Source organism: Atlantibacter sp. MEI4A-1023 (assembly GCF_056155425.1).
Map to the genome: position 1 here is coordinate 1,884,245 of NZ_CM149568.1, position 26,146 is coordinate 1,910,390.

Below are 26,146 nucleotides of genomic sequence, written 5' to 3' on the forward strand. Positions count from 1 at the left end.
CTTAACGCTCGTCCCATTCATCCGCCGCTGCCTGGCCTTCTTCGGTATCCAGTGGCGGCTCCAGCTGGAATTCGCCCTCATCCCATTCATGAAGAGTATTTTCCTCCAGCCACTCCTGGCGCAACTCGATTTCATCAAACTCACCGTCAAACACGCTTTGGGCGGCTTCACCGGTTAGCATCGGCAGACACTCGCCATCTTCGGTGTCATCGGCAAAAAATTCAGCCTGCCACATAATATCGCCATCCTGCAGGATGTATTTCTGGATATTAAGCTGCTGTATGTTTGCCTCGTCTTCAGCGATCCCGGGGTTATCCGCCAGGAACTCTTCGCGAGCGGCGTCAATGGCTTCTTCAAGTGTGGCGTACATAGACATGGCAATCTCCCTGTGTGCATGGGCTTTTCAGGAAAGAATAGACGAATCTGACAATTTGCCAGTATGAATGTGAAATTTTAATACTGAAATATCAGAGGGTCGCCACAACGCGGCGGCAGTTTTCTGCCGCCGCAAGGGTTTAGTAGCGCGAAGGGACACCTTCAGGGCGGGTTTTGAAACGTCGGTGCAACCACATGTACTGCTCCGGGGCCATCAGAATACAGCGCTCCACCACGCCGTTCATCCAGCGGGCGGTGTCTTCAGCGCTCTCAAGGGGCGGGTTGCATTCTGGTGCAAGGATCACCATTTCATAACCCTTGCCATCGGGTTTGCGGCGCGGCACAAAAGGCACCACGCAGGCCTGGGACATTCTCGCCAGCATCCAGGTGCCGGTGGTCGTAGCAGCCTGTTCCACGGCGAAGAACGGGACAAATACGCTGCTGCGCGGGCCGTAGTCGTGGTCCGGCGCATACCAGATGATGTCGCCGTTTTTCAGCGCCCGCACCATGCCTTTAAGATCTTTGCGGTCGATCATCGCCTTATTGGAGCGCATCCGTCCCCAGGTTTGCAGCCAGTCGAGCAGGGGGTTGTCGTTGGGGCGATATACGCCAATACCGGGGTTATGGATGCCGAAAATGCGTGCGCCCAGTTCCAGCGTCAGGAAGTGCACGCCAATCAGCAGCACGCCCTTGCCCTGAGACTGAACCGCTGTGATATGTTCGGTGCCGGAAACATCAAACCAGCGTTCAACACGCCAGGTGGGCCAGAACCAGGCCATACCGGTTTCCATCAGGCCCATGCCGACCGATTCAAAGTTTTTCACCACCATCTGATGACGTTCCGCATCCGATTTTTCCGGGAAGCACAGCTCAAGGTTACGGTAGGCAATACGCGCCCGGCGCTTCATAAAACGCATCGCCAGGCGGCCTGTACCGCAGCCGAGACGATAAATCACCGGGTAGGGCAGCAGCACGACCAGCCAGAGCGCAGCGATACCCAGCCAGTTGAGCCAGTAACGGGGATGGAGCAGGCGACGCGAAAATGTGGGTAGTTGAGTCATGAATTTCCTGAATGATAAATCGAGAAACTATAGGGCCTATTGTGGCATTAATTTTTCTCTGGGCCAAAAATCTCAGCGAGTTAGCCAGGGATGCCGCTGGGTTTGTTGGAATAAGAGGGCAAATGTAGCGCAGAATGTGTGGATGTAAATTGGTGTTAAATGCTATATCATGCCGCGCGATAAATTTCCCTTACCGATTGCAGGAACGAACACCATGCCAGTGTTGCATAACCGCATTTCGAATGAGGAACTCAGGGCGCGTATGCTGGCGGAAACCGAGCCGCGCACCACAGTCTCATTCTATAAATATTTCACCATCGTTAATCCCCAGGCCACCCGCGACGCGCTGTACCAGGCTTTTGTCGAACTGAACGTGTTTGGCCGCGTGTATCTTGCTAACGAGGGGATTAACGCCCAGATTAGCGTTCCGGCCAGCAAGCTCGACGCGCTGCGCGAGTTGCTGTACGGGTTTGATCCGGCGCTGAATGGCCTGCGGTTGAATATCGCGCTGGATGATGACGGGAAATCGTTCTGGGTGCTGCGGATGAAAGTGCGCGATCGCATCGTGGCGGACGGGATCGACGATCCGCAGTTTGACGCCAGCGACGTTGGCGAATACCTCAAGGCCGCCGAAGTGAACGCCATGCTCGACGATCCTGACGCGGTGTTTATCGATATGCGCAACCACTACGAATACGAAGTCGGCCATTTCGAAAATGCGCTGGAAATCCCGGCGGACACTTTCCGCGAACAGTTGCCGAAAGCCATTGAGTTGATGGAAGCGCACAAAGACAAAAAAATCGTCATGTACTGCACCGGGGGTATTCGCTGTGAAAAAGCCAGCGCCTGGATGCGCCATAACGGCTTTAAGCAGGTATGGCACATTGAAGGCGGGATCATTGAATACGCCCGCCGCGCCCGTGAACAGGGGCTGCCGGTGCGTTTTGTCGGTAAAAACTTCGTGTTTGACGAGCGGATGGGCGAGCGCATCAGTAATGACGTAATCGCGCATTGCCACCAGTGTGGATCGCCGTGCGACACCCACACCAACTGCAAAAACGACGGTTGCCACTTGCTGTTTATTCAGTGCCCGGCCTGCGCCGAGAAATTCAACGGATGCTGTAGCGAGAAGTGCCAGCAAGAGCTGGCGTTGCCGGAAGAACAGCAGCGTCAACTGCGTGCCGGGCGGGAGAACGGCGCGAAAATCTTTAATAAATCCCGGGGACGGTTAAACACCAAACTGGGCATTCCCGACCCCGAGTGACCTTTCCCCTCGCGGTAACCGCCGCGAGGGAACCGGTTATTTCTTCTGAACGCCTTCCACAGAAATGATCAGCTCAACATCCTGAGACGCCGGGCCTAAATCGGTGGTGATATTAAAATCTTTCAGATGAATTTTGCCGCTGGCTTCAAAACCTGCGCGCTGGCCGCCCCACGGATCGCTGCCCTGACCGATTAATTTCGCGTCCAGGGTTACCGGTTTGGTGACGCCGTTCAGAGTCAGGTTGCCGGTAATATCCAGACCATCGCCCTCTTTTTTCACTTCAGTCGAGGTGAACGTGGCCTGCGGGAACTTGGCTACGTTAAGAAAATCCGCGCTGCGCAGGTGTTTGTCACGCTCAGCATGGTTAGTATCCAGGCTATTGGTGTTGATGGTGACATTCACTTTATCCGCCGCCGGGTTTTTTTCATCAAAGGTGAATGCGCCGTCGAAATCACGGAACGTACCGTACAGCCAGCTGTAACCCAGATGCTGAATACGGAAATTAACAAAGGCGTGCTGGCCTTGTTTGTCGATAACGTAATCCGCAGCCACAGCGGAACCGGTAGTAAATAACAGGGCACCCATCGTTAACCCCAGCAGGCTTTTTTTCATTTTCGCTCCTCAGTCCTTAGTTTATGACGCTTTCCCGAGCATCCGCTTCAGGGTGGCATCTTTATCGATAAAGTGATGTTTAAGCGCGGCAAGCGCGTGTAAAACAGAAAAAATCACCACACCCCAGGCCAGCCACAGGTGGACCTGACCGGCGAGATCGGCCTGGACGCCCGCGTCGCTCAGGGTCGCAGGCACCTCGAACCAGCCAAACACGCTGATTGGCTTGCCGTCGGCGGTGGAAATCAAATAACCGCTGATCAGAATGGCGAACAGCAGCAGATACAGCAGGGCGTGGCCTGCCGCAGCGGCGACACGGGTAACGCGGCTATAGGTGGGCAGGGCGCGCGGCGGCTTCGAGATAACGCGCCAGGCCAGGCGGATCACCATCGCCATCATCAAAAGGATGCCAATGCTTTTGTGCAGTTCTGGCGCGTTGTGATACCAGCCATCGTAATAGCTCAGCGTCACCATCCACAGGCCCAGGCCAAACATACCGTAAACGGTAAGGGCGATGACCCAGTGTAAAAGCACTGAAAGATGTCCGTATCGGGTGGGAGAATTACGCCACTGCATGTTGTGCGCCTGTTAAATTTTAAAGTTGGTGCAACAATGGCGTGAGCGGGAATCAAAAGCAATCCAAAAAAATGGAAGCAGTTCATCAAAGAAATTGAACGATAAAAAAATGCTTAACTAAGGCGTAATTTAGCGCTGTCTGGGCGTGGGGTAACGGTTGAAAAGAGGAGGGGATGATTAAATCTGCGTCAGCGTTGTGTCAATCTATGTCAGTTTTATTGATGGCAAACGCATCAATAAAACCAGATCCAGATAAGATCGAAAATCGCCAACAGTGACCACAGCACCAGGTAGAGCACCAGATGCTCACGCACGTTGTTGACCAGAAAATGAAAAAGCCGACGCATGAATAAACCCGTTTCAGGAAAGTCGTTGGCATTATACCCGTTTACCGCGCCGTGAGGGGATTAACAAGGGTGGAAGCCCACCCTTGTTATCAGGCGTTTTGAAAACGGCTCAGAGCGAAAGGGGAAAGATCGAACTGAGGCGCGACGTTTTGCGCAAAATCGCAGGCGATTTCACCGAGTACGGAGGCGAACTTAAATCCGTGCCCGCTAAGACCGGTGATGACCAGGGTGTTTGGCGCGCCGGGCAGCGTATCGATAATAAAATCCTCATCCGGGGAATTATCGTAGGTACAAGCTGCGCCATACAGACAGCCGCCGATACCCGGCAGGATGTGGCGTAAGAACGGGAAGGCTTCCGCGCCATCGGTATGCACAGCGCCGAACGGTTTTCGTTCTTCAGGCGCGCTAATGATTTGCCCGCCGTTGTGCTTGCCGATTTTCAACTCGTTGTTATCTGCCGGAAAACCATAGAACTGATCGCCGTTAGGTAACTCACCGGTAAAGGCCGGAAAACGGTTATTCGTGCTGTAGCGGCCATCGGCCTGATACCAGGCAAAAATTTTGCGTACCGGGGTAATGGGTAATTCAGGGATCAGACGCGTAACCCAGGTTCCGGCGCTTAACAGCATTTTACGCCCGCGGAACGAGCCTTCAGACGTGTCGATACTGACCCCGTCCGCGTCGGTGTGAATCGCCTGCACCGGGCAGTTAAAGAGCTGTGCGCAACCGGCTTCTTCTGCCAGGCGTATCCAGGCAGCAATGGCGGTTTCGCTGTGCAGCACGCCGGAGTTGGGTTCGAACAGACCGATAAAATCCGCCGGAACGGTGATTTCCGGCCAGCGAGCCATCAGTGCGGCAGCATCAAGTTTTTCCAGCGGCAGGCTGAACTGGTGCGCACTTTGCTCCACGTTTGCCAGGAAGTCGGAATGTGCAGGGCCGAGGTTCAGTACGCCGCTACGGGTGAAAATTTTCTCGCCGCTCAACTGCTGGAGTTCATCCCACAGTTTTTGCGCCCGCAGCACCAGCGGAACGTATTTTTCGCCTTCGCCATAGGCATGGCGAATCAGACGTGATTCACCGTGATGGCTGCCTTCCTGGTGCGGCGGATGGGCTGAATCGGTCATTAACACCTTCAGGCCCGCACGGGTGGCGTAATACCCGGCAGCGGCACCCACGGAACCACTGCCAACAATAATGAGATCGTACTCCATGGACATTTTCTCCATTTGAGTGAAGGGAGTGCAGAGTAAAGAACCTAAGGAAAAGAAACAAGATTTACCCTAATGGTTAACAACCCCTATCGCAGGAAATATAACTACATCACAGGGCAGATTTGTTTGCGCAACGATGCTTAAGTGAAATTAATATAAGCGGCTGCAATCAGAATATTCAAAAAATTAAGGCACCCGAAGGTGCCTGTCGATTAAAAGATAAGCACGTTAATGCTTGCGATAATCGTTTTCCTGGTAATCACTGGATTCTATTTTTGCAATGCCAGCTTCGAGAATCGAAATAAACTGGCGTGCTACGTCGGTAGTGAGCCAAAGGGTTTGCCCAACTTCGGTGTCTTCTTGATTAGGGCGATTTGGCGATTGATAGTGCAGACGTAGCATCAGCGCATCGTAGCTATCGACGGTGCTGATATCCCATCCTACAAGGGGATGCGTTTGAATAACTTCATTATTCTTTACCATTATAACCCCCTTAATCGTGTTTATAGACAACGTCATTCGAGGTTCAATGCGTCTTTTATTGAAGCAATTTGAGTATATCAGTGGATTAGCATCGACGTCTAAAAAATATATTTCCTGCAACACATTTTTTAAATCGGTGGAAAAGTTTGAACAATAAAACGGCAACTTATTCGTATAAATAAGCGCTTAGCGGCCATTATTACAGATAAAACTGAAAAAATAATTGCGCTTTGGGGGATATAAAAAAACCGGGCGGCGAGCCCGGAAATGCACAATGAGAGAATAATTTTTTATTTTCGCTATCCGAAATGCATCAACATGCCACGACAGAAACGATATCAAAGCAGCATGTTGATACAACACGAATCTAGGGTGAAGAGAACCAGTCGTCAGCGCTTTCCCAAGTTTCCTGGAGGATCTCGCTGATCCTGTCTTTGTCCTCTTTTGCGCCGCCCAGTACCGAAAGATGATTCGCGGCGGCATAACGCACGCTAACCTGGTTCCCGGTGTCTGGAAAAGAGTGCTCAATACGACGCGTCAATTCATTTGTCAGCGCATCAATCGCGCCGGGTGGTAATACAGTTGTTTTGGCTATGGTGACTTCAATACGCATGATCGCCCCCTGTTGTTTATACTGGATATTTATACAGTTAAGCTGTCCAGGTTGCAACAGGGGGCAGAAAATATTTCTCTGTCAGCGTTTTACCGACCAGCGCACCGTTTCGCCCGCAAGAAAAGGAATCAGGGTGTCGTCGCTCAGGGCGATGCTCTGGGCGATGGTTTCGTCTTGTTTTACCAGCGTGATCTGCGTTTCATTGACCGGCAGGCCGTAGAAGCGCGGGCCGTTCAGTGAGCAGAATGCTTCAACGTGTTGCAGCGCGTTCATTTCTTCAAACACGGTGGCATAAGCACCGAGCGCAGACGGAGCGTTGAAGCAGCCTGCGCAGCCGCAGCTGGTTTCTTTTTTATGGCGCGCATGGGGCGCGGAGTCGGTGCCGAGAAACACCCGGTCGCAGCCGCTGGCGACCAGTTCGCGCAGTGCCTGTTGATGAATACTGCGTTTTAAAATCGGTAGACAATAGAGGTGAGGGCGCACACCGCCTACCAGCATATGGTTGCGGTTAAACATCAAATGCTGCGGGGTAATGGTGGCGGCCAGCCGCTCGTTACCGTCCTGCACATACTGGGCCGCGTCTTTGGTGGTGATGTGCTCAAATACCACTTTCAGGTGGGTCAGGCGCTGGCGCAGCGGTTCCATCACGGTTTCAATAAAACGCGCTTCCCGGTCGAAAATATCGATATCGGCATGGGTCACTTCGCCGTGCACCAGCAGCGGCATACCGATTTTTTCCATCCGCTCCAGCACTGGCATAATCGCGTCGATACTGGTCACGCCGTGGCTGGAGTTGGTGGTGGCATTGGCCGGATAGAGCTTGGCGGCAGTAAACACGCCTTCGTTAAATCCGTGTTCCAGCTCGTCGGCGTCAAGGGTGTCGGTCAGATAGCAGGTCATTAACGGTTCGAACGTATGGCCAGCCGGTACGGCATCCAGAATTCGCTGCCGGTAGGCACGGGCGGCATCGACGGTCGTCACAGGCGGTGCCAGGTTAGGCATCACAATCGCGCGGCCATAGGTTTCGCTGGTGTAAGGCACCACGATGTTAAGCATGTCGCCATCGCGTAAATGGACGTGCCAGTCGTCTGGGCGGCGGATGATTAATTCCTGGGATGATACGGTCATGAGCGTGCTCCGGCTGGTGAGAAATCAGTCAACAATGGCTGGATTTATGCCGGGCACAAAGGATATGCGGAAACGTTTTCCTTTGCATCCTTTTTATTATGGGGGCAGCGGTTGCCCCCGTGTCGATCAGTCAATAAACGGGATAACTATTTCGCCCGGTTTGACTTCGATGCCTTTGGCATACTGCTTCGCCATCGCCTCGCCTTTGGTGCGGTCTTCACTCAATACGTAAGCGGGCTGCTGGTTAAAATAACTTTTTAACGACTGATTAAGATACGGCGTTAGCGTTTTTAATACGCCTTCCATTTTCTGGGGTAACACCTCAGCGCTCACCACTTCCATATCCTGTAAATAGATTGCGCCCTGCTCTTTATTAAAGGTTGGCAGCGCCTTCAGGGTCAGTTTCATGGTGGCTTTCTGGTCGCCAAACAGCGAGGTCAAATCCAGGTTCGCGTCACCGGTCAGAGTGACTTTATTCGGCTCCTGGCGGCCAATCTGGCTGGACAGATTCGACAACACAATATGCGCGTCGGCGACACCGGGCAGGCCAATGTCTTTGGTGAAGTTATTGCGCTTTGCCAGCGCCTGGTTAATTTCCTGCTCGGTCACGGTGTATTGGGTTAGCTGGTTGCAGCCCACCAGCAGTATCGTCAGTAGCCCGACGAGTGCGACAACGATTTTTTTCATCAGATTCCTCAGCGTTACGCCATCCTTAATCACCGGCAGCATCGCGCAATGAGGCGGAAAACAACAGGGGAAAAAACTGAAACGCCGGCGCAGCGCGCCGGCTCAGGCTTAGATCGCCATTGAGGTAAGAAGATTGACCTGGGTCTGCTTCGCCATATTGTCGCGATAGTCCGCCACGCGGGTCGGCCAGGTAATACCCTGTACCAGCGTCAGGTTACGCAACAGCGGGAACAGATCGATATCGTCGTCAGAAAGCTCACCGTTAACCGCGTTCGGCGCTTTGATGTGCTTATCAAGGGCGCGCAGATCGTCGCTGATGTTTTTAATCAATCCCGGTGAGTGGGCCATATGCTCGTCAAACGCCCCAATGGACGCCTGTTTTTTCTCAGTAAAATAGGCCCGGGCTTCCGGCGTGGAGAACTCGTCAAACGGCGCTTTCGCCATCCGCGGCAGCAGCAGACGGTTGGCGTACTCGTTGATCTTACGCAACCAGGTGGCGATAGCCGGATTACGCGCGCCCGTCAGCAACGGCTTGCCGTCCAGTTGGTCGACGTAATGCACAATATCCATGCTTTCAGCCATATAGCGGCTGTCGTCTTTTTGCAGGATGGGGGCCATTTTCTGGCCAATCATTCGGGTTGGGGTATCAACATCGTCATTCATCAGAATGTTGAGCTCGACGGGGATATTCTTAAGCCCGAAAATCATGCGCGCTTTCACGCAGAATGGGCAGTGATCGTAAATATATAGCTTCACGTTTCTCCTCCATATGATGAGCGTAACTTTCAGTATGGAGGAGAAAAAAGCAGGGGGCAAATCAGCTACCCGGCTCAAGCATCGATGGGTCAACGCGGCGCAGGCTGAACTGCCACCATAGCGCGAAGAAGGTGATGAGCCCCACCGCGCCCAGCATCGCCCAGGGCAACTCCGGCTGGCCAAGCGTATGCCCCATGTCGAACAGCCAACCGCCGCCTGCGTAACCGAACGCGCCGCCAATCGCAAGGCCGAGACGGCTAAAGCCCATATAGCTGCCACGCGCCCGGGCATCCGCCAGTGAGGCGCTGAGCGTTTCCCGCGCCGGTTCGGCAATAATAGAGCCGATATAAAACACGCAGATCAGGGTAAAAAGCTGTTGCAGGGAGGCGGTGAGGCCCATCGGCACCAGGCTGAACGTCATCAGCAACAGCCCCGCCATTAAGCGCTGTTCAAGGCGGAAGCGCTTTTCGCTCCAGCGGGCGATAGGGTAGAGCAGCGTCAGCGATAGCGCCGCTTCAATGGCGTACATCCATTTCACCGCCGCAGGCGTCCCGGCAATGTTGTTAACCATAATCGGCAGCATTAGCATCACCTGTACCGCCAGCATGTAATAACCTGCCAGCGTCAACACGTATGTGATAAATCGCTTGTCCTTCAACACCCGGCCCATGCCTTCGCGCATCGGGGTGCGAATGGTAGAAAGCTTATAGGCGGGCAGCAGCCAGGCATTCACGCCCGCGCATATCACAAATAGCACCGCGCCCACGGCGCACACCAGCCGGAAGTCATATTGCAGCAGCCAACTGCCGAGCAGCGCGCCGATCACCGCCCCGGCGCTGTCCTGCATCATCAGCAATGAGAAAAAACGCCCGCGCTGGTCCGGGCGAACCAGTTTGACCACCAATGCCGAGCGTGGCGGATCGAACAGCGTGCCGCCGATGCCGGACAGGAAGCAGGAAAACCACAGTAGCCAGGGTTCATGGGCGATCCCCATGGTGGCGAAGCCCGCGGCGCGCAGCAGCATACCGGTGACGATCATCGGTTTGGCGCCAAAACGGTCGGCAATCGCGCCGCCAAAAATCCCCAAACCCTGTTGCGTGAGCTGACGCAAGCCGAGCGCAATCCCGACCATCAGCGCGGCCCAACCCATTTGGTCAACAAAGCGAATCGAAATCAGCGGAAAGACAACGAAGAAGCCCAACACCACCAGCATATTGTCGAGCAGCAGGAAATATTTACCCAGGCTCCTTGCCTGCGAGACCCCAGCCATTTCCCCCTCCCGGGAAACGAAACCACAGAAAACCATTCTGCTGTGCCCGGTCACATTTTCCCATCATCGTTGCGACAATATTTTTTTATCAATCTATGAGATTGATTGATGGCGTTAATCGAAACGCCATAACGGCCTGAAAAAAGGCATGTTGCTGTTTTCACTGTTCTCCTGGCAACAGGTATAGTAAAAACATGGCGTGGCTAACGGGCGACGACAGAATGCCTGCAAGGAGTAACGACAGATGTTTGGCTATCGCAATAATGTGCCGAAAATACGCTTAGTAACCGACCGCCTGGTGGTCCGCCTGATTTACGAGCGGGATGCCTGGCGGCTGGCGGATTACTATGCCGAGAACCGGCAATTTCTGAAGCCCTGGGAGCCGATCCGCGACGAGAGCCATTGCTATCCGTCCGGCTGGCAGGCACGGCTCAGCATGATCAACGAACTGCACAAGCAGGGCAGCGCCTTCTATTTCGCGCTATTCGATCCTGATGAAAAAGAGATTTACGGCGTCGCCAACTTTTCGAACGTGGTGCGCGGGTCGTTTCACGCCTGCTATCTGGGCTATTCGCTGGGGGAAAAGTGGCAGGGACAAGGGTTGATGTTCGAAGCGCTAACCTCCGCGATCCGCTATATGCAGCGCACCCAGCATATTCACCGCATCATGGCGAACTATATGCCCCATAACCAGCGCAGCGGGGATCTCCTCGCCCGGCTTGGTTTCGAAAAAGAGGGCTATGCCAAAGAGTATTTGCTGATCGACGGCGTCTGGCGCGATCACGTTTTAACCGCACTGACTACCAAAGAATGGACCGCAGGTCGTTAAGGAGCCCCAATGAAATACTCACTCAGCGCCACCGAAGCCCGCGTGATTGGCTGTATGCTGGAAAAACAGGTCACCACGCCCGAGCAATATCCGCTGTCGGTTAACGGTGTCGTTACGGCCTGCAATCAGAAAACTAACCGCGAGCCGGTGCTGAATCTCAGCGAGTCTGAGGTGCAAAACACCCTGGATTTGCTGGTGAAGCGCCACTACCTGCGCACCGTCAGCGGGTTCGGCAATCGGGTGATGAAATACGAACAGCGCTTCTGTAATTCCGAGTTCGGCGATCTCAAGCTGAACAGCGCAGAAGTGGCACTCATTACCACGCTGCTGCTGCGCGGCGCGCAAACGCCGGGGGAACTGCGCGGGCGCACCTCGCGGATGCACGAATTCGCGGATATGGCGGAAGTAGAAAACACCCTGGAACGGCTGGCGGCCCGTGAGGACGGCCCGTTTGTGGCGCGCCTGCCGCGCGAGCCGGGCAAGCGCGAAAGCCGCTATATGCACCTGTTTAGCGGCGATGCGGTCATTCCCGCTCAGGATGAAGAACCCATCAGTGCACCCTCTGACGATCTTGTGCTGCGTGTCGAGGCGCTTGAAGCACAGGTTCAAGAGTTACAAACCCGGCTCGATTCCCTGTTAGCACACCTCGGAGAATAATATGACGTTATTGCGGGTTGGCATGGTGGGCCTGGGCGGCATCGCGCAAAAAGCCTGGCTGCCGGTACTCTCTGCGGCAGCGCGCTGGCAACTGGCGGGGGCGTTTTCCCCAACGCAGGCCAAAGCGCAGCCGATTTGCGACGCTTACCGTATTCCTTACGTTGGGTCGATTGCCGAACTGGCGACACGTTGCGATGCGGTTTTTGTTCACAGCAGCACCGCCAGCCACTACGCGGTGGTGAATGAACTGCTGAACGCGGGCGTTCACGTCTGCGTGGATAAACCGCTGGCGGAAAACCTGTCGGATGCCGAACGGCTGGTGGAGCTGGCAGCGCGTAAAAAACGCACCCTGATGGTGGGCTTTAACCGCCGTTTTGCACCGCGCTACCGGGAACTGAAATCTCGCCTTACCCAGTGCGCGTCGCTACGGATGGATAAACACCGCGCAGACAGCGTCGGCCCGCATGATTTACGGTTCACTCTGCTGGATGACTACCTCCACGTGGTGGATACCGCACTGTGGCTGGCGGGCAGTGCGGCGGAACTGCAAAGCGGGGTGCTGCAAACTAACGATCAGGGAGAGATGCTTTATGCCGAGCACCATTTCGCCCATCAGCAGTTGCAGATCACCACCAGCATGCACCGCCGCGCGGGCAGCCAGCGCGAGTGGGTGCAGGCGGTTACTGACGGCGGGCTGTATCAGGTCACCGATATGCGCGACTGGCAGGAAGAGCGCGGGGCAGGCGTCGTGACGCATCCCATCCCCGGCTGGCAAAGCACGCTTGAACAGCGCGGATTCGTCGGTTGCGCCGAACATTTTATCGACTGCGTGGCAAATCAGACCCTTCCCGAAACCGCAGGGGAACAGGCGCTGCTGGCCCAGCGGGTGGTGGAAAAACTGTGGCGCGAGGCGATGGAAGAATAACCGCCCGTTACATCTGCCGCTAGAATTTCACCGGCGCTCGGGTAGACTAGGCGCTCGCTGAATACCTGACGCCTGCTTTGCAGGCGTCAGTGTTTGTGGAACGGAATAATGAATTTATTAAAATCGCTGGCTGCGGTCAGCTCAATGACCATGTTTTCCCGCGTGCTGGGTTTTGCGCGCGACGCCATTGTGGCACGGGTGTTTGGCGCAGGGATGGCGACCGACGCCTTTTTTGTGGCTTTCAAATTACCCAATCTGCTGCGCCGTATCTTCGCCGAAGGGGCGTTTTCCCAGGCCTTTGTACCGATCCTCGCGGAATATAAAAGCAAGCAGGGCGAAGAGGCCACGCGGCTGTTTATCTCGTATGTCTCGGGCCTGCTGACTCTGGCGCTGGCGATTGTTACGGTGCTGGGGATTATCGGCGCGCACTGGGTGATCCTGGTTACTGCGCCGGGCTTTGTGGATACCGCTGATAAATTCGCACTGACTGAACAACTGCTGCGCATTACCTTCCCGTATATCCTGCTGATATCGCTGGCCTCGCTGGCCGGGGCGATCCTCAATACCTGGAACCGCTTTTCCGTTCCGGCATTTGCCCCGACGCTGCTCAACATCAGCATGATTGGCTTTGCGCTGTTTGCCGCGCCGTACTTTCATCCGCCGGTTCTTGCGTTAGCCTGGGCGGTGACGGTAGGCGGCGTGCTGCAACTGCTGTATCAACTGCCGCACCTGAAGAAGATCGGCATGCTGGTGTTGCCGCGCATTAATCTGCGCGATGCGGGCGCGATGCGGGTGGTGAAGCAGATGGGCCCGGCGATCCTCGGTGTGTCGGTGAGCCAGATTTCCCTGATTATTAACACCATTTTCGCTTCATTCCTGGTGTCCGGTTCGGTTTCCTGGATGTACTACGCCGACCGCCTGATGGAATTCCCGTCCGGCGTGCTGGGCGTGGCGCTGGGCACTATCCTGCTGCCGTCGCTGTCACGCAGCTTCGCCAGCGGCAACCATGATGAATATAACCGCCTGATGGACTGGGGATTACGGCTGTGCTTTTTACTGGCGCTGCCGAGCGCCGTGGCGCTGGGTATCCTGGCCGAACCGCTGATCGCCGCGCTGTTCCAGTATGGTAAATTTACCGCCTTTGACGCCGACATGACCCAACGGGCACTGATTGCCTATTCGGTGGGCCTGATGGGGCTGATCGTGGTGAAAGTGCTGGCACCGGGTTTTTACTCGCGCCAGGACATTAAAACCCCGGTCAAAATCGCTATCGTGACGCTGATCATGACCCAGGTGATGAACCTGGCGTTTATTGGCCCGCTGAAGCACGCCGGGCTGTCGCTGTCTATCGGCCTTGCCGCCTGCCTCAACGCCAGCCTGCTGTACTGGCAACTGCGTAAACAAAAAATCTTCCAGCCTGAACCCGGCTGGGCGGGCTTTTTGACCCGGTTGATTATCGCGGTGCTGGTGATGGCGGGCGCGCTGATCGGCATGATGATGGTGATGCCTGCCTGGGATACCGGTACCATGCCGTACCGTATTCTGCGCCTGCTGGCGGTGGTGATCGTCGGGGTGGTGGCGTACTTCGCGACCCTGGCGGTGCTGGGATTCAGAGTGCGGGATTTTGCTCGCAGGACAGCGTGAGTGAATCAACGGGCCTGACAGAACGTCAGGCCCAGCAAACAGATTAAATCGAAATCTTCTTCCCACCGCGCAGGGTATTCGCCGTCTGGCCATCCGCGCCGTACAACGTCGGTTCCTGGTGCGGCTTCAGGACTTCCAGCGCCTGCTGATTGCGGGCAATCTGCCCTTCCAGCAGCCAGCCGTTGTGCTGGTTAAGCGTGCGCAATTGCTGTGTGGTTTCGGTGATCGCCTGCCAGCGTCCCGGCGCGTCGTCATTGGCGCTACGCCCTGCGTTTTGTTCCGCACGGCGCTGCTGCTCCAGATAATCCAGCGTGGCCAGCAGCGAGCTTTTTTGCTCGGTGATGCGCTGTAACACGCTGCCATTCACGTGGCCTGCTGATAATTGAAGTTGCTCGGCGTCCATCACTTCTTTCAGTGAATTAAGGACAGCCGTCATTTGATCCAGCACTTCTGACAGACGACTCATACCATTATTTACTCTGCAGGAAACTCTGAGCTTCGTTAATTAGCGCATCGGCAATTTTGCCTGTGTCCATTTTGAGCTCGCCGTTTCGAATAGCGGTTTTGAGCGCTTCAACGCGCTCCATATTGATATCACTGCTGCCAGCCTGCATCAGCCGCGCCTGCGCGCCGCTAAAGGTCACGCTGGTACTGGTGGCGGATGCAGATTTATCCAGGCGATTAACGGGAACGTGTGCAGGCTCGGCCGCCTCGCGCGGTTGGACAGTGCCGATTGGTTTTAAAGGCGATGTGCGTTCTATGCTCATTGTACAATCCTCATCGAGGGGGCTCGTGGCTGTGAGCCTGTCTTATCATTTGTTGATATTCTATCGGCAGCCGCAGCAAAATCTTTACACCCATCATTACGCTTACCCGAAGATTAATGACGAGAATGAATGTTTTACCTTACGGTCTCAGCCCCGGTGCGCCTGTTACGCGGCATCGGGTTGAGTGTAGAGGCTGGAGATTATAGCGTTATCAGAATATTCCCATCATTATCTACCGTTCCGCTGACCACCTGGCCGTTAGCCATGCGGACCCGGGCATTCTGCGTTACAGCGGCGTTATTTAACGCCTGTCCTTCGCTGTTGACGCTGAATCCCTGGCCCGTGGCGATCACAATCACACGCTGCCCGGCTTTTACCCGCCAGGGCTGGCGTACCATCGCCATCGTCAGGATTTGGCCCGGTGCCAGATCGCGCAGCGTCTGTGCCTGACGCGCCTGATCGAGCGACAACATCGCCCGCGGCGGCAACTGGTCCAGCCGACCGCGTTGCAGGCGCAGGTTACTCTCATTCAACTCGCTGCCCCGTGCGACAGGGGCGCTCGCCACCACATACTCGCCGTATGCCTGAACCGTGACCTGCAAGTAGCGTTTATCGTTTGCGCAGCGCGCCAGCACGCTCAGGTTGCCCCACAGCCTGGCGTTGCCGGGCAGACTGTAAGCCGGATTGTCACAGGCCGGCCAGTTGCTTTGCGGCGACTTGACCGTGACCTGAACCTCATCGCTGATACCCGCCAGTCGTTGGGCGAAAAAAGCCGTCAATCCTGCCGTCACATCAGCATGAGCCGATGCGCTAAGCAGCATTAAAGCGGTAGCAAGCGTGGCGGGTAAACGTTTCATCCGAGGCTCCGGTAGCGCGATGGTGAAGATTTTACCGCGACTCGTAATGACTCAAGGCAACAAATAGCGACGCATTTTGCGCTTATTCCAACGATAAGGCGAGGTGGTCGCGCATTAAGCTGTCGCCATCACCATGCTATTCGCGGAGGAACCATGCTCGACAAACTCGATGCCGCGTTGCGTTTTCAGCAGGAAGCGCTCAATTTGCGCGCGCAGCGTCAGGAGATCCTGGCGGCGAACATTGCTAATGCCGATACCCCAGGCTACCAGGCCAGGGATATTGATTTCGCCAGCCAACTCAAACAGGTAATGGAGCGCGGACGGGCTCAAGGCAACACGGTTGCACTGACCATGACCTCCGCGCAACACATTCCCGCCCAGGCTTCCACGGCCCCATCCATGAATTTGCTGTACCGCATTCCCGACCAACCGTCGATGGACGGCAACACTGTGGATATGGACCGCGAGCGTACCCAGTTTGCAGATAACGCACTGAAATATCAGTCGGATCTGACGCTGATGAGCGGGCAAATCAAAGGCATGATGTCCGTGCTGCAACAAGGAAACTAATCATGGCACTGCTCAATATTTTTGATATCGCCGGTTCTGCCATGACCGCGCAATCGAAACGCCTTAACGTCGCGGCGAGTAACCTCGCCAACGCCGACAGCGTGACCGGGCCGGATGGCCAGCCCTATCGCGCCAAACAGGTTGTGTTCCAGGTGGATGCCCAGCCCGGTGCGGCGACAGGCGGCGTAAAAGTCAGCCAGGTGGTAGAAAGCCAGGCCCCGGACAAGCTGGTCTATGAGCCAGGCAACCCGCTGGCGGACGCGAACGGCTACGTCAAAATGCCTAACGTCGACGTGGTCGGCGAAATGGTCAACACCATGTCGGCGTCGCGCAGCTATCAGGCCAACGTCGAAGTGCTGAACACCGTGAAAAGCATGATGCTGAAAACGCTGACCATCGGACAATAAGGAGAACACCATGTCCATTGCCGTTAACGTCAACGACCCAACCAATACCGGCGTCAGTGGAACCCGGTCCTCAACCGGTTCCAACAGCCTGACCGGCAACAGCGCGTCGGATCTCCAGAGCAGCTTCCTGACGCTGCTGGTCGCGCAGTTAAAAAACCAGGACCCCACCAACCCGCTGCAAAACAACGAACTGACCACCCAACTGGCGCAAATCAGCACCGTGAGCGGTATCGAGAAACTGAATACCACGCTTGGCGCGGTATCCGGCCAGCTTGATAACAACCAGTCGTTGCAGGCCAGCGCCCTGATCGATCGCGGCGTGATGATCCCCGGCAGCACCATTCTGGCCGGTAAAGAAACCACTACGCCGTTTGGCGTCGAGCTGCAGCAGGCGGCGGATAAAGTCACCGCTACCATCACCAATAAAGATAACCAGGTGATGCAGACGCTGGATATCGGCAAGCTGAGCGCAGGCGTTCACACCTTTAGCTGGGACGGCAAGATGGCCGACGGCACTGCCGTGCCGGACGGCGCGTATAACGTGACTATTTCTGCCAGCTCAGGCACGACGCAGCTGGTGGCGCAGCCGCTTAACTTCGCTTTAGTCAACGGCGTGACGCGCAGCAATGGCAGCACCCTGTTGGATTTAGGCACCTACGGCACTCTCGCAATCAGCGAAGTGAGACAAATTATCTAACGCTTGCACTTACAGGAGTAAGACATGGGCTTTTCTCAAGCGGTCAGCGGCCTGAATGCTGCGGCCTCCAACCTGGACGTGATTGGCAACAACATCGCCAACTCCGCGACCTATGGTTTTAAATCCGCTTCCGTTTCCTTCGCTGATATGTTCGCCGGTTCGAAAGTGGGCCTCGGCGTGAAAGTCGCGGCGGTAACGCAGGATTTCAGCGACGGCATCACCACCAATACCGGTCGTGGCCTCGACGTCGCCATCAGCCAGAACGGTTTTTTCCGTCTGGTGGACAGTAACGGTTCGGTGTTTTACAGCCGTAACGGCCAGTTCAAACTGGACGAAAGCCGCAACCTGACCAACATGCAGGGCATGCAGGTGACCGGCTACCCGGCGACAGGCACCCCGCCGACTATTCAGCAGGGCGCAAACCCGGTAGGTCTGACTATCCCGAACACCCTGATGTCTGCGAAAGTCACCACCACCGCGTCGATGGTGGTTAACCTGAACTCTTCGGATAAAACCATTGCCGCGGATGTGGCGTTTAACCCGGCTAACGCAGACAGCTACAACAAAAAGGGCAGCGTCACGGTATTCGATACCCAGGGTAATGCCCATGACATGAACGTCTATTTCCGTAAGAACGCCGACAGCAGTTGGGCGGTGTATTACCAGGACAGCAGCGTGGCGGGCAGCCCGGTTTCCGCGCCGACCACCATGACCTTTGACGGCAACGGTAACCTGACCGCGCCGAATCCGGCTTCGATCGCCATGACGCCGGGTTCATTAAACGGCGTTGCGCCGACCGGGTTCACTCTGGATTTTACCGGCTCGATGCAGCAGAACACCGGCTCCAACAACATCGTATCCACCGAGCAAAACGGCTATAAGCCGGGCGACCTGGTGAGCTACCAGATTAACGATGACGGCACCGTGGTCGGCAACTACTCCAACGAGAAGCAGCAACTGCTGGGTCAAATCGTACTGGCGAACTTCGCCAACCCGGAAGGACTCTCTTCACAGGGCGATAACCTGTGGGAAGCGAGCAACGCCTCTGGCGTGGCTCTGCTGGGCACTGCGGGCAGCGGCAACTTTGGCCAACTGACCAACGGCGCGCTGGAAGCCTCCAACGTCGATCTGAGTAAAGAGCTGGTCAACATGATCGTGGCCCAGCGTAACTACCAGTCGAACGCCCAGACCATCAAGACTCAGGACCAGATCCTGAACACGCTGGTTAATCTGCGTTAACGCCTGACGGGACGGCCTAATGGATCACGCTATTTATACCGCTATGGGGGCTGCCAGCCAGACCCTGAACCAACAGGCGGTCAACGCAAGCAACCTGGCGAACGCCTCTACTCCAGGTTTCCGCGCCCAGCTTACCGCGTTGCGTGCGGTGCCGGTGGAAGGCCTGTCAATGCCGACCCGCACCCTGGTGGCGGCGTCCACCCCGGGGGCCAATATGTCCCAGGGCGCGCTGGATTACACCTCGCGTCCGCTGGACGTGGCGCTACAGCAGGACGGCTGGATTGCCGTGCAGAGTGCGGCAGGGACCGAAGCCTATACCCGAAACGGGAATATCCAGGTGACTGCCGGGGGGCAGTTAACCATTCAGGGTAATCCGGTGATGGGCGACGGCGGCCCGATTGTGGTGCCGGAAGGGGCGGAAATCACCATCGCGGCGGACGGCACCATTTCGGCGCTCAATCCCGGCGATCCGCCGAACACCGTCGCGCCGGTAGGCCGTCTGAAGCTGGTTAAAGCCGATGGGAATGAAATCGTGCGTGGCGATGACGGGTTATTCCGCTTAAGCGCCGCCGCGCAGGCGCAACGTGGGCCGATGTTGCAGGCCGACCCGAGCATCCGCGTGATGTCCGGCGTGCTGGAAGGCAGCAACGTCAAACCCGTCGAAGCGATGACCGATATGATCGCCAACGCACGACGCTTTGAGATGCAGATGAAAGTGATCTCCAGCGTCGATGAAAATTCTCAGCGGGCTAACCAGCTGCTGTCGATGACTTAATAAGGGCACTTTATGATTAGCTCATTATGGATTGCGAAAACCGGCCTCGACGCCCAGCAAACCAATATGGACGTGATCGCCAACAACCTGGCGAACGTCAGCACTAACGGTTTTAAGCGCCAGCGCGCGGTGTTTGAAGACCTGCTGTATCAAACCATCCGCCAGCCGGGTGCGCAGTCCTCTGAACAAACCACGCTGCCGTCCGGTTTGCAGATCGGTACCGGCGTGCGTCCGGTGGCGACCGAACGCCTGCACAGCCAGGGCAACCTGTCGCAAACCAGCAACAGCAAAGACGTGGCGATCAAAGGCCAGGGCTTTTTCCAGGTGATGTTGCCGGACGGTACCTCTGCCTATACCCGCGACGGTTCGTTCCAGGTGGATCAGAACGGCCAACTGGTCACGGCGGGCGGTTTCCAGGTGCAGCCTGCGATCACCGTTCCGGCGAACGCGCTTAGCATCACCATCGGTCGCGATGGCCTGGTGAGCGTGACCCAGCAGGGCCAGGCCGCACCGGTTCAGGTTGGGCAGTTAAACCTGACCACCTTTATGAACGACACCGGTCTGGAAAGCATTGGTGAAAATCTGTACATCGAGACACAGTCCTCCGGCGCGCCGAACGAAAGTACGCCAGGGCTGAACGGTGCGGGACTGTTGTATCAGGGCTATGTGGAAACCTCTAACGTGAACGTGGCGGAAGAGCTGGTGAACATGATCCAGGTGCAACGCGCTTACGAAATCAACAGTAAAGCGGTCTCCACCACGGACCAGATGCTGCAAAAACTGACACAACTCTAACGTGACTCCGGCGCGGTTCGCGCCGCGCCGGGCACGAATACTGAAGATGAAAGCAATGCAAAATACCGGTGCGCAATATCGCCCTCTCTTTATCGCCCTGATGGTGACATTATCCGGGTGTGCCTGGGTACCCTCGAAGCCGCTGGTGCAGGGCGCGACAACCGCGCAGCCCGCGCCTGGCGCCGCGCCGGTGGTCAACGGTTCTATTTTCCAGTCCGCCCAGCCGATTAACTACGGCTACCAGCCGCTGTTCGAAGACCGCCGACCGCGCAATATCGGCGATACCCTGACGATTGTCCTGCAAGAAAACGTCAGCGCCAGCAAGAGCTCCTCGGCCAACGCCAGCCGCGACGGCAAAACCAACTTCGGCTTTGACGCGGTGCCGCGCTACCTTCAGGGATTATTCGGCAACGACCGCGCGACGGTGGACGCCTCCGGCGGCAACAGCTTTAACGGCAAAGGCGGCGCCAACGCCAGCAATACTTTTAGCGGCACGCTCACCGTGACCGTCGATCAGGTGCTGGCGAACGGCAACCTGCACGTGGTGGGCGAAAAACAGATCGCCATTAACCAGGGCACAGAATTCATTCGTTTCTCCGGTGTCGTGAACCCACGCACCATCAGCGGCAGCAACACTGTTCCGTCTACCAACGTGGCGGACGCGCGTATCGAATATGTCGGCAACGGCTATATCAATGAAGCGCAGAACATGGGCTGGCTGCAGCGTTTCTTCCTTAACTTATCGCCGATGTAAGCGAGGTGACTATGTTGAAATCACTCCTCACAATCGGGTTGCTGCTGGTGGCGTCACTCGCCCAGGCCGACCGTATTCGTGACCTCACAAGCGTACAGGGCGTACGGGAAAACTCCTTGATTGGCTACGGGCTGGTGGTGGGCCTGGATGGAACGGGCGACCAGACCACCCAGACGCCATTTACCACCCAGAGCTTAAATAACATGCTCTCCCAACTGGGCATCACCGTGCCGCCGGGCACCAACATGCAGTTGAAAAACGTCGCAGCGGTGATGGTCACGGCGTCATTCCCGGCCTTTGCCCGCCAGGGACAGACCATCGACGTGGTGGTTTCCTCGATGGGTAACGCCAAAAGCCTGCGCGGCGGCACGCTGTTAATGACCCCGCTGAAAGGCGTGGACAATCAGGTTTATGCGCTGGCGCAAGGCAATATTCTGGTCGGCGGCGCGGGCGCGTCGGCGGGCGGCAGCAGTGTTCAGGTTAACCAGTTGAACGGCGGGCGCATCACCAACGGTGCGGTGGTCGAGCGTGAATTGCCCAGCCAGTTCGGCAACGGCAATACCCTGAATCTTCAGCTCAACCGCGAAGACTTCACGCTGGCGCAGCAAATCACCGACACCATTAACCGGGTTCGCGGCTACGGCAGCGCCACGGCGCTGGACTCCCGCACCATCCAGGTGCGCGTGCCGACCGGCGGCAGCTCCCAGGTGCGCTTCCTGGCGGATATCCAGAACCTGGAAGTGAACGTCGCGCCGCAGGATGCCAGAGTGATTATTAACTCGCGTACCGGCTCGGTGGTGATGAACCGCGAAGTGACGCTGGACAGTTGTGCCGTGGCGCAGGGCAACCTGTCGGTCACCGTAAACCGCCAGCTTGACGTCAGCCAGCCGGATACGCCGTTCGGCGGCGGCCAGACGGTGGTCACGCCGAATACCCAGATCGATATGCGCCAGAGCGGCGGTTCGCTGCAAAGCGTGCAGTCCAGCGCCAGCCTGAACAGCGTGGTGCGGGCGCTTAACGCGCTGGGTGCCACACCGATGGATTTGATGTCGATTTTACAATCGATGCAAACGGCGGGCTGCCTGCGCGCCAAACTGGAAATCATCTAGGTCATTGTTATGCTGAACGACACCAAACTGCTCTCCAGCGCCGCATGGGACGCGAACTCGCTGAACGATCTCAAAGCGAAAGCGGGACAGGACCCGAAGGCGAACGTCAAAGCGGTGGCTCAGCAGGTCGAAGGCATGTTTGTCCAGATGATGCTGAAAAGCATGCGTGAGGCGCTGCCGAAAGACGGCCTGTTCAGCAGCGACCAGACGCGGCTTTACACCAGTATGTACGATCAGCAGATCGCTCAGCATCTGTCTGGTGGCAAAGGGTTGGGCCTGGCGGATGCGATGGTTAAGCAAATGACCCGCGAATCCCAGGAGCCAGCCGACACGCCGGATCAGGTGCCGCTGAAGTTCGATCTGGAAACCATCAATCGCTACCAGACCCAAACCCTGGCGCAGACCGTGCGCCAGGCGGTGCCACGCGCGCCGTCGCAGGAAGAGCCGCTTAGCGGCGACAGCAAAGACTTTCTTGCGGCGCTGTCGCTGCCGGCGAAGCTGGCGAGCGAGCAAAGCGGCGTGCCGCATCACCTGATTCTGGCCCAGGCGGCGCTGGAATCTGGCTGGGGCCAACGGCAGATTTTAAAAGCCAACGGCGAGCCGAGCTTCAACCTGTTTGGCATTAAAGCCAGCCCCGGCTGGAAAGGTGAGGTGGCTGAAATCACCACCACCGAATATGAAAACGGTGAAGCCAAAAAAGTGAAAGCCAAATTCCGCGCTTACGGCTCTTATCTGGAAGCGTTGTCGGATTACGTCAGCTTGTTGACCCGCAACCCGCGCTATGCCGCCGTGACCAGCGCGGCGACGGCGGAGCAGGGCGCGACGGCCCTGCAGAACGCCGGTTACGCCACCGATCCCAACTACGCCCGCAAGCTGACCACCATGATTGGCCAGTTGAAAGCGATGAGCGAAAAAGTCTCCAAAGCCTATAGCAACGATATTTCTACTTTGTTCTGAAAATGCCTCAAGTTCGGTACAGGGTTGCCGATAACGGTATGCAGGAACCGAGTCTGAAAGTTCATAAGGAACCTCCATGTCCAGTAGCTTAATTAACAGCGCAATGAGCGGCCTTTCTGCGGCTCAGGCGGCACTGAATACTGTCAGTAACAACATCAACAATTACAATGTTGCGGGCTTTACCCGTCAGACGACGGTGCTTTCTCAGGCCAACAGTACGCTGGGTGCCGGTGGATGGGTGGGCAATGGCGTTAACGTGACCGGTGTACACCGTGAATATGACGCGTTTATCTCCAATCAATTACGCGCCGCGCAGAACCAGAGCAGCGGCCTGACGACCCGCTATGAGCAGATGTCGAAAATCGACAATATGCTCTCCAGCAGCACCAACACGCTGTCGACCACCATGCAGGATTTCTTTAAAACCATGCAGACGCTGGTGAGCAACGCGGAAGATCCGGCGTCGCGCCAGGCGTTGTTGGGCAAGGCGGAAGGGCTGGTTAACCAGTTCCGCGTCACTGACCAGTATCTGCGCGACCAGAATAAAGAAGTGAATGGCTCTATCGGCACCAGCGTCAGCCAGATCAACACTTACGCGAAGCAGATCGCCAATCTTAATGACCAGATCACGCGCCTGACCGGCGTGGGTGCAGGGGCGTCGCCGAACGATTTGCTGGATCAGCGCGACCAACTGGTGAGCGAGCTGAACAAGATCGTCGGTGTGGAAGTGACGGTTCAGGACGGTGGCACTTACAACGTGACCGTCGGCAACGGCTACACCCTGGTGCAGGGCAGTACGGCCAACCAACTGGCGGCGGTAACGTCAAGCGCCGATCCGTCGCGCACGACGGTGGCGTTTGTTGATAAAACCGCAGGCAATGTCGAAATCCCGGAAAAACTGCTAACCAGCGGCTCTCTGGGCGGCCTGATGACGTTCCGTTCCCAGAACCTGGATCAGACGCGTAACTCCCTGAACCAGATGGCGCTGGCATTTGCCGATGCCTTCAACACCCAGCATAAAGCGGGTGTGGATGCGAATAATGAAAGCGGCACCGATTTCTTCAGCTTCGGTAAACCGGAAGCGCTGAGCAATACCAAAAATAGCAAATCGGGCGCGACGTTTGAGGTGAGTTTCGCCAATACGTCGGAAGTGCAGGCGTCGGATTATAAAGTGACCCGCGTCGGCGGTGAGTGGCAGGTAACGCGTCTGTCCGACAATGCCAATGTTAAGCTGACCGACAATGGCGACTCCATTGAATTCGACGGTCTGAAGATCGACATCACCGGTACGGCGGCCAATAACGATTCGTTTATGGTAAAACCGGTCACCAACGCCATTATCAATATGGAAGTGAAGATCAAAGACGAGTCGCTCATTGCGATGGCGGGCGGCAAAGACACCGGTGAGAGCGACAATACCAACGGTCAGAAACTGCTCGACCTGCAAAACAAAAAAATGGTCGGCGGCAATAAAACCTTTAACGACGCCTACGCCAGCCTGGTGAGCGATGTCGGTAACCAAACCAGCACGCTCAAAGTGACCAGCACCACCCAGAGCAATGTGGTTGTGCAGTTGACCAACCAGCAGCAGTCTATCTCCGGGGTCAACCTCGACGAAGAGTACGGCAATCTGCAACGTTTCCAGCAATATTACCTGGCGAATGCCCAGGTGCTTCAGACCGCGTCCACGCTGTTTGATGCGCTGCTGTCCATCCGCTAACGGGAGAATTGATCGATGCGTATCAGTACTCAAATGATGTACCAGCAGAATATGCGCGGTATCACCAACGCGCAGACCGAATGGCTGGGTTACGGCGAGCAAATGTCCACCGGCAAGCGGGTGAATAAAGCCTCGGACGATCCGATTGCCGCCGCGCAGGCGGTGGTGCTGTCCCAGGCTCAGGCGGAAAACAGCCAGTACACCCAGGCACGTTTGTTCGCGACCCAGAAAGTATCGCTGGAAACCAGCGTGCTGACCCAAGTCACTACCGCGATCCAGACCGCGCAGGAAAAGATCGTACAGGCGGGCAACGGCACGCTGAGCGATGACGACCGCGCTTCACTGTCTACCGATTTGCAAGGGATCCGCGATCAGTTGCTGAACCTGGCGAACAGCACCGACGGTAACGGGCGCTATATTTTCGCCGGTTTCAAAACCGATGCCGCGCCGTTCAGCGGCGAGCCGGGCAAGATCGAATACAACGGCGGCACCGAACAGATCACCCAAAAGGTGGATGCCGCGCGCAGCATGGTGATTGGGCATACCGGCGATTCGGTGTTTATGAACGTCACCAGTAACGCTGTACCGGAGCCGGAAGGCAGCACCCAGGAGAAGAGCCTGTTTAACATGCTCGACACCGCGATCGCGGCGCTGAAAACCCCGAAAGCTGGGGCGACGGAAGAAGAACAGGCCGCGCTGGATGCCGCTGTGGATAAAACCAACCGTGGTTTGAAAAACTCGCTCAACAACGTGTTGACGGTGCAGGCTGAGCTGGGTACCCAACTGGCCGAGCTGGGCAGCCTGGATACCCTGGGCAGCGATCGTGCCCTCGGACAAACGCAGCAGATGAGCAACCTGATTGATGCGGACTGGAACTCGGTGATTTCATCCTATGTGATGCAGCAAGCTGCGCTTCAGGCGTCTTACAAGACCTTCACCGATATGCAGGGCATGTCGCTGTTCCAGTTGAACAGATAAGGTGAACAATTTGAGCATATTTTGAAACTGGATATGCTTTATGCCCGCTTCCGCACCCCGGAGCGGGCTTTTTTTTAGCGGTTAGG

The 26,146-nt window shown here is 56.3% G+C and carries 31 protein-coding genes; 16 read left to right on the forward strand and 15 right to left on the reverse strand.

The annotated features are described in order from the left end of the window. Window position 1 precedes the first annotated feature (1 nt). Window positions 2-376, reverse strand: a complete 375-nt coding sequence (locus ACVV26_RS09135) for a MysB family protein (RefSeq protein WP_474801105.1) — start codon at window positions 374-376, stop codon at window positions 2-4. Window positions 377-515: 139 nt separating this feature from the next. Then, window positions 516-1,436, reverse strand: coding sequence for a Kdo(2)-lipid IV(A) acyltransferase (locus ACVV26_RS09140; RefSeq protein WP_474801107.1), 921 nt, complete (start codon window positions 1,434-1,436; stop codon window positions 516-518). 214 nt (window positions 1,437-1,650) lie between these two features. Between ACVV26_RS09140 and trhO the strand changes: the two genes are divergently transcribed. Continuing rightward, entirely contained in the window at window positions 1,651-2,700 is a 1,050-nt protein-coding gene (gene trhO, locus ACVV26_RS09145; protein WP_474801109.1) for an oxygen-dependent tRNA uridine(34) hydroxylase TrhO, read from the forward strand. A gap of 36 nt (window positions 2,701-2,736) precedes the next feature. Here trhO and ACVV26_RS09150 read toward each other — a convergent pair whose 3' ends face one another. The 10 genes from ACVV26_RS09150 to mdtH all read right to left on the reverse strand — a co-directional run bounded on the left by ACVV26_RS09150 (window position 2,737) and on the right by mdtH (window position 10,380). Then, window positions 2,737-3,312 carry a YceI family protein gene (locus tag ACVV26_RS09150; RefSeq protein WP_474801110.1) on the reverse strand — a complete coding sequence of 192 codons (576 nt, stop codon included), beginning with the start codon at window positions 3,310-3,312 and terminating at the stop codon, window positions 2,737-2,739. Between the two features lie 21 nt (window positions 3,313-3,333). After that, the gene (locus tag ACVV26_RS09155; protein ID WP_474801112.1) at window positions 3,334-3,885 is read right to left on the reverse strand and encodes a cytochrome b; all 552 of its coding nucleotides are present in this window, start codon (window positions 3,883-3,885) and stop codon (window positions 3,334-3,336) included. Window positions 3,886-4,118: 233 nt separating this feature from the next. Beyond that, window positions 4,119-4,232 (reverse strand): YceO family protein, encoded by a 114-nt coding sequence (locus tag ACVV26_RS09160; RefSeq protein WP_474801113.1) that lies wholly within the window; start codon window positions 4,230-4,232, stop codon window positions 4,119-4,121. Between the two features lie 89 nt (window positions 4,233-4,321). Continuing rightward, window positions 4,322-5,443 (reverse strand): N-methyl-L-tryptophan oxidase, encoded by a 1,122-nt coding sequence (gene solA / locus ACVV26_RS09165; protein WP_474801115.1) that lies wholly within the window; start codon window positions 5,441-5,443, stop codon window positions 4,322-4,324. 228 nt (window positions 5,444-5,671) lie between these two features. Further along, complete coding sequence (gene bssS, locus ACVV26_RS09170; protein ID WP_183171914.1) at window positions 5,672-5,926, reverse strand: biofilm formation regulator BssS; 255 nt, start codon at window positions 5,924-5,926, stop codon at window positions 5,672-5,674. Between the two features lie 367 nt (window positions 5,927-6,293). Then, window positions 6,294-6,539 carry a DNA damage-inducible protein I gene (gene dinI, locus ACVV26_RS09175; protein ID WP_312982690.1) on the reverse strand — a complete coding sequence of 82 codons (246 nt, stop codon included), beginning with the start codon at window positions 6,537-6,539 and terminating at the stop codon, window positions 6,294-6,296. Window positions 6,540-6,620: 81 nt separating this feature from the next. Then, window positions 6,621-7,667: a dihydroorotase gene (pyrC, locus tag ACVV26_RS09180; RefSeq protein ID WP_474801116.1), complete on the reverse strand. Its 1,047-nt coding sequence runs from the start codon at window positions 7,665-7,667 to the stop codon at window positions 6,621-6,623. Between the two features lie 126 nt (window positions 7,668-7,793). Beyond that, window positions 7,794-8,354, reverse strand: coding sequence for a lipoprotein (locus tag ACVV26_RS09185; protein ID WP_474801117.1), 561 nt, complete (start codon window positions 8,352-8,354; stop codon window positions 7,794-7,796). 108 nt (window positions 8,355-8,462) lie between these two features. Next, window positions 8,463-9,110, reverse strand: a complete 648-nt coding sequence (gene grxB / locus ACVV26_RS09190; protein WP_474801118.1) for a glutaredoxin 2 — start codon at window positions 9,108-9,110, stop codon at window positions 8,463-8,465. A 61-nt stretch (window positions 9,111-9,171) separates the two neighbouring features. Continuing rightward, window positions 9,172-10,380, reverse strand: coding sequence for a multidrug efflux MFS transporter MdtH (mdtH, locus tag ACVV26_RS09195; RefSeq protein WP_474801120.1), 1,209 nt, complete (start codon window positions 10,378-10,380; stop codon window positions 9,172-9,174). 244 nt (window positions 10,381-10,624) lie between these two features. On the opposite strand from mdtH, the gene rimJ reads away from it, so the two are divergent. The 4 genes from rimJ (at window position 10,625) to murJ (ending at window position 14,435) form a co-directional block, all read left to right on the forward strand. Further along, a complete protein-coding gene (rimJ, locus tag ACVV26_RS09200; RefSeq protein WP_312982681.1) occupies window positions 10,625-11,209 on the forward strand; it encodes a ribosomal protein S5-alanine N-acetyltransferase in 585 nt (194 codons plus the stop codon). A gap of 9 nt (window positions 11,210-11,218) precedes the next feature. Then, window positions 11,219-11,866, forward strand: a complete 648-nt coding sequence (locus tag ACVV26_RS09205; RefSeq protein ID WP_474801121.1) for a YceH family protein — start codon at window positions 11,219-11,221, stop codon at window positions 11,864-11,866. Between the two features lies 1 nt (window position 11,867). Then, complete coding sequence (locus ACVV26_RS09210) at window positions 11,868-12,791, forward strand: Gfo/Idh/MocA family protein (RefSeq protein WP_474801122.1); 924 nt, start codon at window positions 11,868-11,870, stop codon at window positions 12,789-12,791. A 108-nt stretch (window positions 12,792-12,899) separates the two neighbouring features. Further along, a complete protein-coding gene (murJ, locus tag ACVV26_RS09215; RefSeq protein ID WP_474801124.1) occupies window positions 12,900-14,435 on the forward strand; it encodes a murein biosynthesis integral membrane protein MurJ in 1,536 nt (511 codons plus the stop codon). Window positions 14,436-14,478: 43 nt separating this feature from the next. Here murJ and flgN read toward each other — a convergent pair whose 3' ends face one another. The 3 genes from flgN to flgA all read right to left on the reverse strand — a co-directional run bounded on the left by flgN (window position 14,479) and on the right by flgA (window position 16,059). Then, on the reverse strand, window positions 14,479-14,901 hold the full coding sequence (gene flgN / locus ACVV26_RS09220; protein WP_474801126.1) for a flagella biosynthesis chaperone FlgN: 423 nt from the start codon (window positions 14,899-14,901) through the stop codon (window positions 14,479-14,481). 4 nt (window positions 14,902-14,905) lie between these two features. Then, window positions 14,906-15,202 (reverse strand): flagellar biosynthesis anti-sigma factor FlgM, encoded by a 297-nt coding sequence (flgM, locus tag ACVV26_RS09225; RefSeq protein ID WP_312982672.1) that lies wholly within the window; start codon window positions 15,200-15,202, stop codon window positions 14,906-14,908. Window positions 15,203-15,402: 200 nt separating this feature from the next. Further along, on the reverse strand, window positions 15,403-16,059 hold the full coding sequence (gene flgA / locus ACVV26_RS09230) for a flagellar basal body P-ring formation chaperone FlgA (RefSeq protein ID WP_474801127.1): 657 nt from the start codon (window positions 16,057-16,059) through the stop codon (window positions 15,403-15,405). A gap of 153 nt (window positions 16,060-16,212) precedes the next feature. Here flgA and flgB point away from each other — a divergent pair, with 153 nt between their 5' ends. The 11 genes from flgB (at window position 16,213) to flgL (ending at window position 26,060) form a co-directional block, all read left to right on the forward strand. Continuing rightward, window positions 16,213-16,629 carry a flagellar basal body rod protein FlgB gene (gene flgB, locus ACVV26_RS09235; RefSeq protein WP_312982668.1) on the forward strand — a complete coding sequence of 139 codons (417 nt, stop codon included), beginning with the start codon at window positions 16,213-16,215 and terminating at the stop codon, window positions 16,627-16,629. Between the two features lie 2 nt (window positions 16,630-16,631). Then, window positions 16,632-17,036 (forward strand): flagellar basal body rod protein FlgC, encoded by a 405-nt coding sequence (gene flgC / locus ACVV26_RS09240; protein ID WP_125292124.1) that lies wholly within the window; start codon window positions 16,632-16,634, stop codon window positions 17,034-17,036. A gap of 10 nt (window positions 17,037-17,046) precedes the next feature. After that, complete coding sequence (gene flgD / locus ACVV26_RS09245) at window positions 17,047-17,733, forward strand: flagellar hook assembly protein FlgD (RefSeq protein WP_312982666.1); 687 nt, start codon at window positions 17,047-17,049, stop codon at window positions 17,731-17,733. Window positions 17,734-17,757: 24 nt separating this feature from the next. Continuing rightward, window positions 17,758-18,972 carry a flagellar hook protein FlgE gene (gene flgE, locus ACVV26_RS09250; RefSeq protein ID WP_312982664.1) on the forward strand — a complete coding sequence of 405 codons (1,215 nt, stop codon included), beginning with the start codon at window positions 17,758-17,760 and terminating at the stop codon, window positions 18,970-18,972. Window positions 18,973-18,991: 19 nt separating this feature from the next. Then, window positions 18,992-19,747 (forward strand): flagellar basal body rod protein FlgF, encoded by a 756-nt coding sequence (locus tag ACVV26_RS09255; protein ID WP_474801128.1) that lies wholly within the window; start codon window positions 18,992-18,994, stop codon window positions 19,745-19,747. Between the two features lie 12 nt (window positions 19,748-19,759). Beyond that, entirely contained in the window at window positions 19,760-20,542 is a 783-nt protein-coding gene (gene flgG / locus ACVV26_RS09260) for a flagellar basal-body rod protein FlgG (protein WP_125292120.1), read from the forward strand. 55 nt (window positions 20,543-20,597) lie between these two features. Then, complete coding sequence (flgH, locus tag ACVV26_RS09265; protein WP_125292496.1) at window positions 20,598-21,296, forward strand: flagellar basal body L-ring protein FlgH; 699 nt, start codon at window positions 20,598-20,600, stop codon at window positions 21,294-21,296. An 11-nt stretch (window positions 21,297-21,307) separates the two neighbouring features. Further along, complete coding sequence (locus ACVV26_RS09270; RefSeq protein ID WP_474801129.1) at window positions 21,308-22,405, forward strand: flagellar basal body P-ring protein FlgI; 1,098 nt, start codon at window positions 21,308-21,310, stop codon at window positions 22,403-22,405. A 9-nt stretch (window positions 22,406-22,414) separates the two neighbouring features. Continuing rightward, window positions 22,415-23,362 (forward strand): flagellar assembly peptidoglycan hydrolase FlgJ, encoded by a 948-nt coding sequence (gene flgJ / locus ACVV26_RS09275; protein ID WP_474801130.1) that lies wholly within the window; start codon window positions 22,415-22,417, stop codon window positions 23,360-23,362. A gap of 76 nt (window positions 23,363-23,438) precedes the next feature. Next, window positions 23,439-25,082 carry a flagellar hook-associated protein FlgK gene (gene flgK / locus ACVV26_RS09280; protein WP_474801131.1) on the forward strand — a complete coding sequence of 548 codons (1,644 nt, stop codon included), beginning with the start codon at window positions 23,439-23,441 and terminating at the stop codon, window positions 25,080-25,082. 15 nt (window positions 25,083-25,097) lie between these two features. Then, complete coding sequence (gene flgL / locus ACVV26_RS09285) at window positions 25,098-26,060, forward strand: flagellar hook-associated protein FlgL (RefSeq protein WP_474801132.1); 963 nt, start codon at window positions 25,098-25,100, stop codon at window positions 26,058-26,060. Window positions 26,061-26,146: the final 86 nt, after the last annotated feature.